Consider the following 15,799-nt stretch of genomic DNA (forward strand, 5'->3'; position numbering starts at 1 on the left):
ATTTCTAAATCTAATTTTCTTTTCTCCAATAAGCTAACTGTAAAATCCTCCGAACTTCTCTCTATAATTTATGTATTCATACTGCATACTACCACTCGATTACTAATTAAAAAGACATCTAATTTAAGATGTCTTTTTAATATGATTTCTTTCTATTTAAGAATTTAATTTCTACTTAAATAATCTCTTCAAATAAGAACTTAATGATTGGACGAACCATTTTTTCAGCTAGTAATACCGGAACTGCATTTCCAATTTGTTTGTATTGTTCATTAAGCTTATGATTATTCGTAACGTTTTCTTTGCTACCATTTGAAAACTCGAACCAGTTAGGAAAAGATTGAATTCTGGCAACCTCACGCACTGATAAACGACGATTAAAATCACCTTGAAATTCCCAAGAATCTTTTCCAATTTTCTTCATAGGCTCACCGTGAGGGTGCATGGGAGCTTGTCTACCGCTCGCTTGAATAGTAAAACTTTGCTCGTTCCAATTCTTTTTTCGATTACGACTCATATACATACTTGAAAACGAACCTTCGTAAACGTCTTTAGCATCTAGAGGTAAATCACTAATTGTATCTTTCAAAGTAACATATGGTATCTTCCCTTCTCCATGTGTCGGTTCGGGAACTTCATATTCAAAACCATATTTTTCACGAATATCATTGCGGATTCCAACAATAAATACTCGTTCACGAAGTTGTGGAACACCATAATCACGAGAATTAACTAAATGAGCAGTAACGTGATAACCCGCAGCTTTAAAGTCCTCTATCATTTGACTTAGAACTTGCCCTCTTGCCATTGTCATAAGACCTTTTACATTTTCCGCAACAAAAAACTCGGGTGTACTTTGCACTAAGGCACGAATGTAATGTACATATAAAAAGTTCCGTGAATCATCGAGTAATCGAGGTCCGGAACTACTAAAACCAGGACAAGGAAATCCGCCAAGCATTAGATTACAACTTGGAAACTCTGTTACTTTACGAATATCCTTTGCAACTTTAGTAACAGTAGGAGCAAAGTTATTAACATAAGTTAAATTTGCCGATGCAAACATATCATTTGAATAAACAAAATTACATTTTACTTTACTACGCAAATTCAAATAGTCTTCTTTATTTTCAAAAGCTTTGTATGCTTTCTCTTCTCCAAATTGAACGACCATGCTTGAAAGTTCTACTCCCAAATCTAAACCACCCGCACCCGAAAATAACGAAACAATATTAGTTTCTTCTTCGACATAATGAAGTTTTTTTAGCATTTCTTTTTCTTCTAATCTGTCTTGTTTAGTGATATTAGTTTGAACAAGTTCATTTTCTTCACGGATTTTCTCAAACAAAACATTTTGTACTTCTTCAGGCGTGAAAGTAAGCGAAGAAACAAAAGTTCTTTTTTCTCTTTCAGTAAGTACCATAAAAAATCACTCCTTTTCAATATATAGCATCTTACCATAATAAATTAGGTTTGGCCAGTCTTTATTTTTATGAGAAAATATAGAAAAAAACAGAAGGAGCAATGGAATGGCACAATCACCTACAACAAATGTTTTAGTGGCTTTAAAGAATATTCTAGACAGAAATTCCAGTATTCTTACACCTATTTTCCGATCAAACGGCTCAGCCAATGCTGCAGGGGATAGTCTTGAATTTTTCATAAAGGATATGTTTTGCACTGGTGCTAGTCAATACCAGTACGAACAAGAAAAAATGAGGAAGTACAATGAATATCTAAGCTGGAAAGGTAATTCTTCTAACTTCCCTGATTTCATTATTAAGGGTGGAGTTGGTGTTGAGCCGAAAAAGCTAAATAACCAGAGCTATACTTCTCTGGCGTTAAACAGTTCGTATCCTAAAGATTACATTTACCCTGAAAGTCAGAACTTACCCAAAGAGATTAATGAGGATACGTGGGAGAGAAAAGAAATTGTTTATGTTGCTGGGAATTTAAACACTCAAAATAACAAACTTCTTTCGCTTTGGTTTGCTTACGGGAATACAATGATAGCCGATCGCTCTATCTATTTAAACCTAATTGATGAAATTAAGGATGCAGTAGCAAGCACAAATGCAACATTAATTGCTTCTAAGGAGTTGGCTCGTGCCAAGGGAATTGACCCGTTAAAACTATCAAACCTACGAGTTCGAGGAATGTATGAATTAGAACATCCCTATAAAGTATTTAATAACTACATTACAAGAGATGATATTCCCAATGATGCTTCAAAAATATTTTTAGTTATGCTAGTTAACGATTACATTGCTCTTGAAGAACAACCTGATTTTTCAACACATTTTGCTAGTGGGAGATTAAAAAAAACTGAAATATGTATTCCAAACCCCAATAAACCAAGTGAAGAACTCAAGGCAATTTTATTCGAAGGTTGGACTGATTAATACATATAAGTGAATAATAATTCTGGCTACTACGTTTAAATTAAAGAATGTAAGGAAAAAGAAAATCTTGAATACAACATTTTAACCTTAATAAATTTTAATAGTTGATTCCTGAAGAATGTAAAAGTCATGGTTTAAAATCAATTTTGGCACATAAAGTCACAATTTCTTGTTGAACTAACAAATGTGTTAGCTTAATTAGAGACAGTAATTGTCATCATAAGATATACAATGCTGTCTCTTGTATTTTAAAGCTTGAACAACTTTATAAGACTCTCTGTAAAAGAGCTTTCTTTCCTGTAAAACTCATAACCAATAAGAAAACTATACCTGTTCATAAAATAATCTTCATACTCACTTCAACTTTAAACACTTCTAAAATCTCTAATTAATGCTTAAACCTCTTTAGATGATATATACAGCTTCCAATATATTTTGATTTTCTACCCAATTAAATCTGAAGTCATCAATCGTTTCAATTATTTTAGACATAAACAGACTCTCTTTCCCCCTTCTAATTAGGACATTATTTTGAAAATTCAATAGTTGCAGCTGATGTAGCAGTTTTAATACTCGAAAATGCCACAAAACCTTGATAAACTTAAAGCCGTTTTAATTCTTATAAAATATACGTATAATTAGGAAAAGAACCCTATTAAGTCAAAAATTATAGTCATTACTATATAGATAATATCTTCAAAAAAGTTAGATTTAAACAAAATTTAAAATCAAATATTGTAGTATCTATTCGTTTGTTTGCTGCCATCTACTTATAATAAAATTAGAGTTACCAAAATTAATTACAAATATATTACTTTTGATAATAACTATAAACCTCATCAATTGCTACTTCAATTCCACTTGCTTTAAGTCTTTCTCTTCTACTATTAAATAACTTGTCTAATATTTCTTTTTTATCCTCAAATAATCCGTAATGTATTTTTTTATGACAGACTAAACAGATTGAGACTATATTGGCATGAACATCTAAACTACAATCAAAGTAATCTTGATATTTCATAGGAATTAAGTGATGTGCCTCTACATAATTCTTTTGATTAAACTTAGAAATAAAATGTCTATGCTCATTATCAAATTCGCATAAATTTTTAGCATCAGCCACAACCTCACTTGCATATCTTGGATTCCTATTCCATATTTTTTTATTATTTATTGTTTTATAAGTAGGTCTCCCTTTTTTTCGATCTACAATTTTAACTTTCTCTTTAATTATATTTTTTACAATATTCTTTTCATAATCAACTTCTTCTTTTAATAACTCAATGTGATATTCTTTATAATAAAATTCCATGTACTTTTTAAAATGCTTTAAAGCTGTACTATACATTCTATTTCCCCTGGCATTCTTTTTTTGAAACTCTTGGTTATTAAGAATAGTATCGATAAATACCGTATCAGAAATATCATATAAATCCGCCTCAGGTAATCCATAACTATCTAGTTCAGATGTTAAGGTATCAATTGCATTAGCATATCTTCCAATAGAATATTTCTTCAAATCAGAGTTTGTTTTTAACCATTGAGCAAAGGTCTCTTTATTCATTTTTTTTACCTGCTTCCCGTTTATATAGTGACAAAAAGAGAGCTGACTGAGCTCTCTTTAAATATAAACTTTTATTTATAGTAACTGAGAAATTCATTCTTTGTTAGTTTTATTTCACAATCATTTAATCTGCCAATTCTATCATCATATAACTTTTTAATTAATGACTATGTGACTTTATATTCTTCAGCACGAGTACCTACTGTTCTCAAGTAGTGGCTTGGAATGAACTCTTTTAATAAGCTAGTAGCTTAGATTTTTTAATAAATCCAATTTTCAATCTCATAGTGATCATCAAATTCCTTAACCAATTGTTCCCTACTCTTATTTTGTTTCATTGAATTCTCTTTTATCTTATTTTGTAGTTCCATATCTTCAATCTTTAATGCCTCTATTGTATATAAAACATACCTATCTGTTAACGACATTCTAGGAGGCATTATGTCATAATTCTTTTCGATATAGATTCTAAAAATTTCAACTACCTTTCGATACAGTTCATTTTCTTCCCACTCTGCTTTTTTAATATTTCTATAAATCTCTAGCTGATTTATACAATATTTATATATTTCGAAGTCTTTTTGTATTCTAGGATATATTTCATTTAAAATAATAGATTTATCAAATAAAGAGTGTAAATCATTATAACTAGTATGATAGTGTTGAACAGCCTCAATATAATCAACAATTTTATCTAGGTACTCCTTTCGTTCATTTATACTACTATTTGTCAGTAGTAACATCCATAATTTTTTATTTGCTTGATTCTGTGTAATTGTTTCAAATAGTAGTCTATTAAATACTAAACTCCTCTTTTGTTTATTATTTAATAACTCCTTCTTTAAAAACTCATAACCATCAGGAAATCTTCTTGTATTATGATTATAAAGATTATCAATAAATTCTCTTAATGCTATTTGAAATGCTCTATCATAATTATTTTTTTCAAAAATTTTCTCGATTACTGTATCCCACAGTTCATGATTATTATGGTGATAGCCGTTCCACCATAAAGGTTGAGGGAAACCACAATAAATATTGATGCAAAATTCAATAAGACCACTCTCAGTTAATTTATCAACAATTTCATCAATATTTTTTTTAAAAAGAATTTCTCCAAATATTGCAATTTGCACATCACTAGGAACTTCTTTGCAATTTAATACAACAGCCTTTATCCACTTTAAATCTCTTCTCCCTGAATTTAGTAACTTTAATACTAACTGTTTTTCATCTTTTGATAAGTAATCCCAATAATCAACAATAATGTGTATATTAGTGGTAATAAAACTAGTTTTTGGAGAGTTCAATAAACTTTGAAAAACATCTTTTCTTAGTTCATAGTCTCCTTTAGTTCCCTTAATTAAATATTCTGCTACACTCATACCATGGTCTTGAGACAAATGATACTTTGAATATTTATCTAACCACTTTATCCATGCAGTAGTAAGTTCAATTACTCTCTCTTGATTTGTTATGTATTTTAAGGAGGACTTTGCTACACTAACCATATGTGCCTCATCCATTACAATATATTTAGAAGGGAATTTATTTAAAAGCTCTACAAATACATCATACCAAACTAACCATAATTCTGTTGTCTCAATGTCATTTAATTCCGACCAATTGACACCATCAGTAATGTATTGATTTTCAAAATTTTTCAAAAAACGTAACGAACGTATAGATACTGATACCACATTTAAACAACCCTTATAAAACTCTATAATCTCTTTCTGGCTCGAATGTTTATATTTATTCCAACTACTCAACGCACCTCTAAATAATTTATAAATAACATTAGGGTGTTCATGCGGGTCTAAATATACCGCTATGTTATCAAAGTCATAAGCATAGTCTTGGAATAAATGAAAAATGGCCTTTTCTCGAATAAATACCTCATCGCATTTTAAACATTGAATGAGTATATTAAGGGAATTTCTTTTTTTATTGATAATTACACTAGAATTTAAAATTTTCCACATTTCCTCTGAAGACAAATTCTCATCATTCTTTATTTTCCCTTGGATTTCATCTAAAGATTCCTTATTTTCACTATCAACTTCACTACTAGAAAATCTTCTTTTATTTAAAGAACTGAAGTAAGGGTCCCCATTCTCCCATAATATAACATCATTATTTATTATTTTTAGATATTCTATAAAATTTATAAAATCTTCTGCTTCTACTTTATTTAACTTGTCAATTCTGCTATCAAAGAAAATTATTACTCTATCTCTAACAGAGGGATAAATAGAATGCAAGCTTTTTAACATTATTTGTTTGATAACAGGGTCTTCAGTCTTCTCATAAAATGACTCTAACATCATCAGTGTGCAAATATTCACAGATTTAGAAAGGGCCCCCAAACTCCTATTTACTATTTTTAGTACTTGATCTGAATCAAATAAATCTTTTACATTTTCTTCAAATAATATTTTACTTGCAAAATGATAAATAGGATGTGTAAAAATAACTGTTTTCATTATATTATCAATCTTTATATAACCATGCCTATGAAGATACCTTAGTTCTACTATATAATTTTCCTCAATTTTATTATTTTCACTATAAGTTGGATAGTGTACTTCTTCACTTTCCTCAAAGAATGAATACTGTATTGAAAAATCAATATCTGACTCATATGCTATACTAGGAGACTCTTCTACATTGCTTAAAATGAAGGATAGGTGATCCAAATGTATAGGTCTATAAGTATTGCAACTTAGCCCTAAAGCGATATATAGTTTTTTACAAACAATACCTCTTTGTTCAATTTTATTAGCTAATTGGTTAGAATCCACTCTCGCCATCTTTATAATTGATACAGTATCGATTTTTTGCAATTCCTTAATATCACCTTGAGATTTATACAAGTGTACTATTTGTCCAGGTTGTAAACTCCCATTTTTTTCATTTTTGTTTAACCATTCACGAATTTCATTAAATAGTTCAGTAGAATTAATTGATTCTCCAAAATATTCATACCATATTTCTTTTTCTAAGTTTTCATTGTCTACGGATAAATCAAACCATGAGTTCCCCCCTATTCTACATTCATTTAATGATTCATTACTCATAGCATCCAATAAAATATCTTTTCTTGTAGTAATTATTATCTTTTTATGTGAATCACTATCTTCTATTAATTTTTGTACATCGGCAGTGATTTCTAAAGCTTTTTCACTTGTAATAACCCCTCCAAACGGGTCTTCTAATACTAATAGTCTATCTTCATGATTAATATGATTTAAGAATGATAGACCTCCGTTATCACCACGTAACTCATTGGTAACTTTAATTGTAAATCCTTTATCTTGGTATTCTTGGGCAATTTCTTTAGCTAAATAAGTTTTTCCGCAAAATGATACCCCCGTCAATAAAAGTACATGGTTTGATGATAACATTTGTTGGCATTCTACTTTTTCTATTCTATTTATTAGATGTGCATCATAATCAAATATTCTTGTTCCTTTATATTTTGTAAGTAGTTCAACAATATTAGGGCTTATTGAATTTTGGCTATCTCGACCAAATTTTATTAGTTCGATAAGTTTTAAAATGGTTTCTTCTACTTTACTTTGTGGTACAAAAAAATCTCGATTTAATAACATAGATATTTTCTCACGTACAATATCGTAATCATGTAGATCCCAAACTTTATTCTTTTTCAAGATTTTCCTTAATTGATTGTTTGTAACTTTCACAAAAAAATCTTTTAAGAAATTATAACGCTTCATACTTAAACTTGTTGATTGGTCATAGTAACTTAAAGTATGAATCTTTATCTTATTAATAAGCTCATCACTAATACCCACTTGAAGTGAACTATTAATGTGAGTATTAGTAGCAATAAAAGGACTCACTTCATCTTTACATCTTGAATTTGTTACGTATAATGCAAATCTGGTTTCTTCAGAATGTAATTTTGTAAATAGGTTTGTATTATTACTCCGATTTTCAAAATGACTAATCCATTTAGAGAATTCCACTAAATCTATTTGTTTCTCTCTCTTTTTTACCTGAACATCAATAATATATGTTTTTTCATTTTCATTAAACTTAATTTGTAAATCCTCACCATTTTCACTTTCAATAAAAATCTCCATGTTATCTTTACGTATGAATTTCAACGCCATAAAAACTGATACAAGATATTGATACTCATAACCTTGAGGACCGACCTTTTCAACAGACATAACTTCCCTACTTTCCCTATAGAATACACAAGTTTTTTAAATAAACAAGAATATCATTTTTCATCTAAAAATAAAAAGGATAGAATATTTCTATCCTTTTTATAAAATCTTTTTTATTAAAATTCTATAAAGTGAAACTCTTATAAAACTCAGAATCTAGTTCCTTAACCAACCTTAACGTGTCACCATAAGTAAATAGTTGTAAATGCCTACAAGCACGCGTAATAGAAACATACAGCAAGCGTCTTTCAATTTCCCAATAATTCTCTTCTTTATCCTCATCTGGTATTCTAGTAGGTTCAATTAAATCAATAATATATACAAAATCAAACTCTAGACCTTTTGCTGAGTGGAAGGTACAAAGTTTTACTCCAGGAGTATGTGGATTTCCCTTCTCCCTAATATCTTCTGATGGAATACCAGCATCGTTTAATGCACGTTGCATTCTAAATTTTGCTGAGTTTCTTGAAGACCCTTCACGATATAAAATACCAATTGTACAATTTGGTGCTTGTTCAATAATTTGTTTTACTGATTTAATAACTTCTCTATCTTGTGATTCAGCATTTTTACAATTCATTAAATATGGGATAGGACCTTCCCTCTCCGGTAAATTTGGAATTACGTATTCCTCATCATGAATAATCATATCATTTTGTTGAAGACTTGCTGCTAGCTGAATAATTTGTTTTGTCGAACGGTAGGATTCCTTTAATATTTTCGTACGATTACCCGTGACATTTAGACCAATCTCTTTCCATGTAAAGGATGTTTTATAGATTTTTTGTCCCTTGTCTGCAGCAACAATAAATGATTTTCTAGCAATCTGCTTTAACGCTTGTAGTTGAACCTGTTGTAAATCTTGAGCCTCGTCAATAAAAATGTGATCATATTTAATGGAATCGGGAAATATAGCTGGATTCTTCATGAGAACAACAGCTAAATCATCAAAATCAAGTAAATAGTTTTTCTTCTTATTATATTGATCAAAGACTTGATAAATTATCTCACGATCATTCATAGTAACACGTGTATTGGTACCGCGCCCTCTTCGATCTGCTTTCAAATAATCACTTAAAGTAGTGATGTTTTTTCCTTTAATCCATTGTATTTCATCCTTTAGGAAATCGAAATAATCGTCATTTTTTACAAAGCGGTGGTCAAGACTTGCTAAGCCTTTTATAGCCTCTTTTAAAAATTCTTCCTGTTTATACTTTTGTGTAATAATAGGTTTCTTTTTCATGACCTTACAATATGCACCAAACGCCCATGAATGGAATGTTTTCACTTCTAAGTTAGGAAGGTTGTACTTCTCAATTAAAAATTTAGTTGCATTAGAAAGCGATCCTGCATAAGTGAATATTACAACCTTCTCATTCGGATATTTCAGTGCTGTTTGCTTCGCTTTTTTTAATAAAACAAGCGTCTTTCCACTACCAGCAATACCTCTAATCAAAATTTCATTCCCTGTGTAATCAACTATATCCTGTTGTTGCTTAGTTAATGTTATTTCAGTACTCTCGAGTTTATTTTCCATACACATACAAAGGGGAGTTTCTCCCCTTCTCCTACACCTCACTTATCATATTACGGCCAATCATCGTCATCATCATTTTCTTCTTCATCTAAATATTCCAATGCACTTTTAAAGGAGTCTTCTACTAAAACCATATTTAATGCATCATTTGTTAGTTCTTCTATCAAAACTTCTGAATCACTATCGTTTTCAAATGTTCTCCAGTTAGTAGCTATTTGCCTCCAAATATTATTCATCCTGTTCCCTCCTAACCAATGAGATGTCGTCCTTCACTACAAATATCTAAATGGGGGCAGTAACGACAATTCTCTCCTGGTTTAGCATGGAATATATTCTCATTCATTACATCTTCCTTCATATCAATCAACAAGGAAGGCTTATTCTTAACAGTTTCTTCTATCCATTCATTTCTTTTAGCATTTGTAAGACCTGGAAGCTGAAAATTCTTCCTTGTTTTACTGATACTAATATTTCCACTAACTTGCTCTCGCTCTTCATCTTGCCTCGCAATTTTTATAAACGTTTCGGCCATTACTTCTTTTTTATAGTTCGTCCAGTGAGGGAATAATTCGCTTACCGTTTTAATAACCTTTTCATCCGTTAAAGTGGTACTACGCTTGACCAATCGAATTAATTCCGTAAACATAAATTGATGAATAAATTCATCATTAAAAACAGGTGAATGACCTAGGATATAACTAAAGTAAAATCTCCTTTTACATTGGTTATATTCTATTAGAAAATCTGTAAATGTTAGTTCTGTTAAATCCTCATCATTTATATCTACCGCTATGTCTTTAAAATCAACTGAATTAGGACGTGTTTTCACTACAAGGTGATTTGCCTTCTCCTTATAATCTATTACTTTTAATCCTAGTTGATGGACATACACAGCAGGTTGCAGATCTTCCTTATCTAAAAAGTTTTGCATCCAAGACAGTTCAGTATTTTTATCTAATAAGAATTCCAAAGCAATAAATAGTAAATACCTTGAGATCTGCTTGATAGATTGGTTTCTCAATGTATGTAATTCAAGTACTTCATGACGAATGGAGAGTTTTTCAAACGTAACCTCCTGTAATGGCCATGGTGTACTGAATTCATCAAGAGGTAGACCTTTTTCATCTAGCCCTGTTAGATAAAAGGTATTAATATTTGGTTTAAAAGCTTCCCCATCAACCTCAATAAACGGTTTTATAAAGGATTCATCTGTGTTTGATAATTTCCCACTCAAATAAACATTGATAGCTTCCCCAACATCATCATATAGAAAGAAATTATCATCCTGAATTTTCTTTAATTTTTCATTTAATGAATGAATAATATCCGTTTCATCTTGAAGTAATTTAGAATGCTGAATTGGATTATGTTTATCTAATATCTCTAATAATTTATCAAAATGCTCACTTATGGAGGCTTCCTTTGCTTCTATATCGAACAATTCTTCGGCAATAAAAACGAGTTGCTCCACAAAATAGTGAACTTCTTCAACTTGCTTCTTGCTTAGTGAAAAATGAGCAAATTTAGAAAAGGGACTACGCACACTCGTTACAACCCTATCATCATCTGGCCCTTCAAAGGCTGGTAATATTTCTTTGTAATGCTTCATTAAATCAGAAAACCTCGGTAACCAATCCCCATGAATTGTACGGCAATTACCGAAGAACGGTAACAGTTGCTTTAGCAAGTATGTGTAATCTCTAGCGTTTTTCTTCGTGATAGGATTATATAACCAACCTGATGAAAACGCTGAAATTAAAATATCTTCATTTAAAATCAATGTATTATCATCAATCATCTGATGGATTTTACTAATGAATTGACCAATCGGATATTGTAAAAAGTTTCTGCTTTCCGCAAATTTATTAGGATAATATTGAACAAGGATCTCATTCAGCATATCAGCATTAGTTGCAATAATTTGTGCTTTATCCTTGTTTTTATCCTCATAATTCTCTGTCTCACCAATTGGATAATTAGGAACAATTACATCATTTAAAAAATCAAAAAAGGAATTATAACGAATAACTTCTTTTTTAAGGGTTCCCCCCGGTGCATTCTCTCCTTCAAATGCACTCAAAAATTCAGTGCCGAGGGACTCTTCCTTGTTTTCTCGATTACTTTCAATTTGCCAATTATCAGTCCACTGATATTCTTTAGAAATAAAGCCTTTTATAAAATCAAAGGTTGCTGGAAAACGCTGATCATAAAAATTAAAGAATGTAATAGAAAAGCCTGCCTTCCTGAGAGCTTGTAGAAAAACCTGCTGCTCAGGCGTAATGAAGTAAAATCCATGTAAGACAAGCTGATTCATCCCAACATCTAGGGCTGGTCTTTGAGTTTTCTCTAAAAGCTTGTTGATTTTCTCTTTGATTTCTTCTATTTCCCATCCCTTGCGAAGCTTATTTCGAATATTTTTATAGGTAGTATCTTTTTCCTCTACTTCAAACCAGATTTGTTGAAAGAGCCTTTCCTTTTCTGTTAGCTCATTATTCTCTAGATTTATTGTAGTTAAATCAATGGGTTTCACCCCGGTATACGTCAGAAAGCGAATCGTTTCAAGAAGATCAGGACGATTATTTTTAAATGCATTTTTTAATTCTGCATTCTCCGTGTTAAGCTCATTGATAACCCGAGAAAGCTTTAAATATTGCTTTAACTGCTCTTCGGGCAAGTTCCATCTTGTTAATAATTCATCAATAATTTCGCGAATTGTAAACACATAACAAAACTCTCGTTCTTCTTTGTTTTGATAAGCCTCTACAATACCGTCCTTCATATTTTTTGTAGCACATATATGAATAGCATTTTTTATCTTGTTATATTTTGAATGATTTCTCCAACGCTTCGGATCATCATATGTATATACATCAACGTTCATGATTCACCTCATTAAAAGCTCGTCCTAGTAAATTACCCCATGTATTTTCACTTATTTTTTCAGGCATCATTAAGATCAGCCTCTTTTTCGCACGGGTCATCGCTACATACAACAATCGAGTCTCTTCTCTTTCTACCTCAAAGCTTTCATAATTTTGTAGTGTAGCAAAATAATTATTTTTAATATCTTTAGCTTTCCAACCAACAGTCCGTTTATCGTCACCCATCTCTTTTTCATCTTGTATGTAAAAAGAGGCTTGTTTATTACTAAATGAGTGATTCAGTTTAGGCATAATAACAGTATGGTACTCTAGGCCTTTCGAGCGATGAACGGTCGTAATTTCTACAACTCCTAATTTCGTTTCAATCATTGGTTCATTTTCATTACGATTTACGCGAATTTGTAAGGTTAACCATTCATGTATGTTCCAAAGCGTACCACTCATGGAATCAAACTGCTTTTGAATGATGTTCATTAAATGATATAAATTTTTCTCATACTGTTTTACAGCTATCTCAATCTCTAGTTGTTTTATAGACTCATCTATGTCTGGATCATCTCCATACTTCACTTCATAATAGGATGAAATATGTTGTAGTAATCCCTTTTCAGAGATAATCTTCTGTATAACAGCCATAACAGGTAATCTTTTTAACTCATCGAGATACTGCGTAAAGTCATTTCCCATATGCAATTGTAAAAACTTTATAATCTTCTCACTATCACCTTTTAAGGGAATAAGTAGTTTAGTTGGAATTGCATATCTAAAATAAGGTGATTGTAGAAAATTAACGACATGCTTTGCCTCACCTGGATACAACAGAGCATCTAACATCATTTTAAAATGTATGACTGCATCTGATTGATAAAACGTACCATCTAAATTTTGTACAGTTCCTATTCCTGCTTTTTCACACCACTCTCGTACTTCAAGAGCTTGTTTATTCGTGCGTACCACAAGGGCTATTCTTTTATTTTCATCATCTGATAACTGCTTAACTATATCCACAGATTCGAAAATTTGACGAACTGTTTCTTCTTCTACATTATCTTTATTTGTATTAGGATAAAGGAATTCCCCTATTGTTGGTTCAGTAATCTTCATCCCCCTCAAACGGTCATCCTCCGTATAAGGAAGTAAACACTCTTTACCTTTTGGCCCCCAGCACTTCTGTCCCCAAACAGAAAATACCTTATCTAGCTTTTCTAATAAACTGCTAGTTGTTCGATAGTTTTGATTTAAAGCAACAGGCGTAAATGATGAATTTACCCTTTCTGCTAATCTTTTAAAGGACGTGTAATCTGCACCACGGAAACGATAAATCGATTGCTTAATATCTCCAACTACAAAAAGGTGATATGTTAATTGATTTTGTAGACTAGCAACTAGTTCAATTTGTGTATTATCACTATCTTGAAATTCATCGACAAATAGATATTTATCAGTTTGAAGCTGTTTGAGTGTATCCCCCTGTGTAAATAACTTTAGTTTTCGAACCATATCCCCTGTATCAATCGCATTTTCTTTCTTTTTTTGTGCTTCTAATACACCTTCACATTGCTTGAATACATATTGAAAAAGATTCTTAAGAATTTGATGCTCTTCTGTTACTACCGTACCCCAATCAATTGATTCAATTTCTCGTCTAGTTAAACCCTTCTTCTCCATTTCATCCCAGAAACTCTTCATCATATTTATAACTTCATAAAATTTTAAATTTAAATCGACTAGAACTTTCGCAGAATGTTTTTGGAAAAACTCGTTAGCAAGCTTTTCAAGGATGTCACTCTTCGTTTTAATAAAACTTCTTACCTTTAAGTTTCTACCAAAACCAATTTCATGTGCTAATTGAGTTAAAATAGATTTAGAAAACGCATGAATTGTGCTAATTTGTATATTTTTTACTTCTTCAGCAAAGTAAAGGTATTTTGTTTTCCCTGTCAATTTAAACATGCTTAATAATTTCTTTTGCAAACGCTCCTTCATTTCATTAGTAGACGCATTTGTAAAAGTAACCATTATGATGTCTTTCAGTGTAATACCAACCTTTTCTAACAGATAAAAAATACGATCAATCATAACGTATGTTTTTCCTGTCCCCGCACCTGCCGTAATCATTAAGTTATCAGTATGCGGCGTATGAACTGCTATATACTGACCCAAATTAAACTCTGGGAACGCCGGAGACAACATATTCTTTAAGAAGGATGCCTCTACCTCTCCGTCTTGGATAATTCTTGTATCCACTGAAAGGAGTGTCTCTTTAGTTTGAAAAACTTGAAGTTGAAATTCATCACAAAATTCCTTTTGCAATGTAAGCCAATTCTTAGAAATAGAAAACGTACTAAAGATATAGATTTTTAAGCCTTCCTTTAATAACTTTTCAATTTCCTCTTTCTCTTTGTGAAATTGCTCCTCACTAGTAAAAACATATAAATTAGAAAATCGTTTTTGTTTTTCGCTTTTTATTTCATCTGTTTTTTCCCTTGCCAAATTTCTAATATAAAAATGTTTTTTTAATGCATCCCAATGAGAATCCTGTAAATTCAATCTTGCTTTATATATATTCATACGCTCAAGTTTTTGAATCCAAGTCCCTTGTTCAAAGTCATCTTTAAACAATATAAAAGGAGTATTTAACAATTGGTTAAAACCACGCTCTATCCACTGTTCACTCGTAATATATGGTAAGGCTACTACCGCACGCTTAGAAAACGCTCGATTTAGACTGTCCTTTTTTTCAATATCATCACACAACATATTTAATTGTTGCTCCGCTTGGTTAAAAGGCTCACCTTTAGATGCATAATAATCTTTGGTAAAGTGCCATATATGACCTTGTATTCCCTGAATTTGTTTTATATTTATTCCTTTTACTTCAATTACAGTTACACCAATGTCACGATCAACTAATAAGATATCTATTTCTCTTTTACTAGCATGATTTTCCTTGAACATCGGAAAATGTAAAAAGCCAAAACTTTCACGTTCAATGAATGCTGATTTTACTTTTTTCCAAACGTAACGCTCCGCATCAATGCCTGGCCGATATTCAACCATTCCTTCAATAAACAATTTGTACAAACCCCCAAATAAAAAACATTAGTATTATTATACTAAACCTTCAATCTAAAATAGATAATTTTTTACAAATTAATACATACTTTGGAATTTCACATGGTAATTAACTCCCATAATTAGAATCTGAATTAGAA

General features: G+C 31.1%; 8 protein-coding genes. 1 reads left to right on the forward strand and 7 read right to left on the reverse strand.

Annotation, left to right across the window (positions count from 1 at the left end):
• Positions 1-175: 175 nt before the first annotated feature.
• Positions 176-1,423, reverse strand: coding sequence for a DNA cytosine methyltransferase (locus AC3WTI_RS22275; protein ID WP_492304439.1), 1,248 nt, complete (start codon positions 1,421-1,423; stop codon positions 176-178).
• A gap of 106 nt (positions 1,424-1,529) precedes the next feature.
• Here AC3WTI_RS22275 and AC3WTI_RS22280 point away from each other — a divergent pair, with 106 nt between their 5' ends.
• Positions 1,530-2,402, forward strand: coding sequence for an NgoPII family restriction endonuclease (locus tag AC3WTI_RS22280; protein WP_492304440.1), 873 nt, complete (start codon positions 1,530-1,532; stop codon positions 2,400-2,402).
• An 811-nt stretch (positions 2,403-3,213) separates the two neighbouring features.
• Here the strand turns inward: AC3WTI_RS22280 and AC3WTI_RS22285 are convergent.
• From AC3WTI_RS22285 to AC3WTI_RS22310, 6 genes are all read right to left on the reverse strand, one after another.
• Complete coding sequence (locus AC3WTI_RS22285) at positions 3,214-3,966, reverse strand: hypothetical protein (protein WP_492304441.1); 753 nt, start codon at positions 3,964-3,966, stop codon at positions 3,214-3,216.
• A gap of 260 nt (positions 3,967-4,226) precedes the next feature.
• Positions 4,227-8,165, reverse strand: coding sequence for an nSTAND3 domain-containing NTPase (locus AC3WTI_RS22290; RefSeq protein WP_492304442.1), 3,939 nt, complete (start codon positions 8,163-8,165; stop codon positions 4,227-4,229).
• A 124-nt stretch (positions 8,166-8,289) separates the two neighbouring features.
• On the reverse strand, positions 8,290-9,708 hold the full coding sequence (locus AC3WTI_RS22295; RefSeq protein ID WP_492304443.1) for a UvrD-helicase domain-containing protein: 1,419 nt from the start codon (positions 9,706-9,708) through the stop codon (positions 8,290-8,292).
• Between the two features lie 44 nt (positions 9,709-9,752).
• Positions 9,753-9,938 (reverse strand): hypothetical protein, encoded by a 186-nt coding sequence (locus AC3WTI_RS22300; protein ID WP_071758279.1) that lies wholly within the window; start codon positions 9,936-9,938, stop codon positions 9,753-9,755.
• 11 nt (positions 9,939-9,949) lie between these two features.
• Positions 9,950-12,583 (reverse strand): hypothetical protein, encoded by a 2,634-nt coding sequence (locus tag AC3WTI_RS22305; RefSeq protein ID WP_492304444.1) that lies wholly within the window; start codon positions 12,581-12,583, stop codon positions 9,950-9,952.
• Positions 12,573-15,659, reverse strand: coding sequence for a UvrD-helicase domain-containing protein (locus AC3WTI_RS22310; RefSeq protein ID WP_492304445.1), 3,087 nt, complete (start codon positions 15,657-15,659; stop codon positions 12,573-12,575). Before AC3WTI_RS22310 ends, AC3WTI_RS22305 begins: the two co-directional genes overlap by 11 nt.
• Positions 15,660-15,799 lie beyond the last annotated feature (140 nt).

It is taken from the genome of Bacillus sp. EB106-02-03-XG38 (genome assembly GCF_058792175.1).

Excerpts from the sequence above, each read along its gene's own strand:
- AC3WTI_RS22275 (WP_492304439.1), bottom strand. The coding sequence starts at position 1,423 with ATGGTACTTACTGAAAGAGAAAAAAGAACTTTTGTTTCTTCGCTTACT.
- AC3WTI_RS22280 (WP_492304440.1), top strand. The coding sequence starts at position 1,530 with ATGGCACAATCACCTACAACAAATGTTTTAGTGGCTTTAAAGAATATT.
- AC3WTI_RS22285 (WP_492304441.1), bottom strand. The coding sequence starts at position 3,966 with ATGAATAAAGAGACCTTTGCTCAATGGTTAAAAACAAACTCTGATTTG.
- AC3WTI_RS22290 (WP_492304442.1), bottom strand. The coding sequence starts at position 8,165 with ATGTCTGTTGAAAAGGTCGGTCCTCAAGGTTATGAGTATCAATATCTT.
- AC3WTI_RS22295 (WP_492304443.1), bottom strand. The coding sequence starts at position 9,708 with ATGTGTATGGAAAATAAACTCGAGAGTACTGAAATAACATTAACTAAG.
- AC3WTI_RS22300 (WP_071758279.1), bottom strand. The coding sequence starts at position 9,938 with ATGAATAATATTTGGAGGCAAATAGCTACTAACTGGAGAACATTTGAA.
- AC3WTI_RS22305 (WP_492304444.1), bottom strand. The coding sequence starts at position 12,583 with ATGAACGTTGATGTATATACATATGATGATCCGAAGCGTTGGAGAAAT.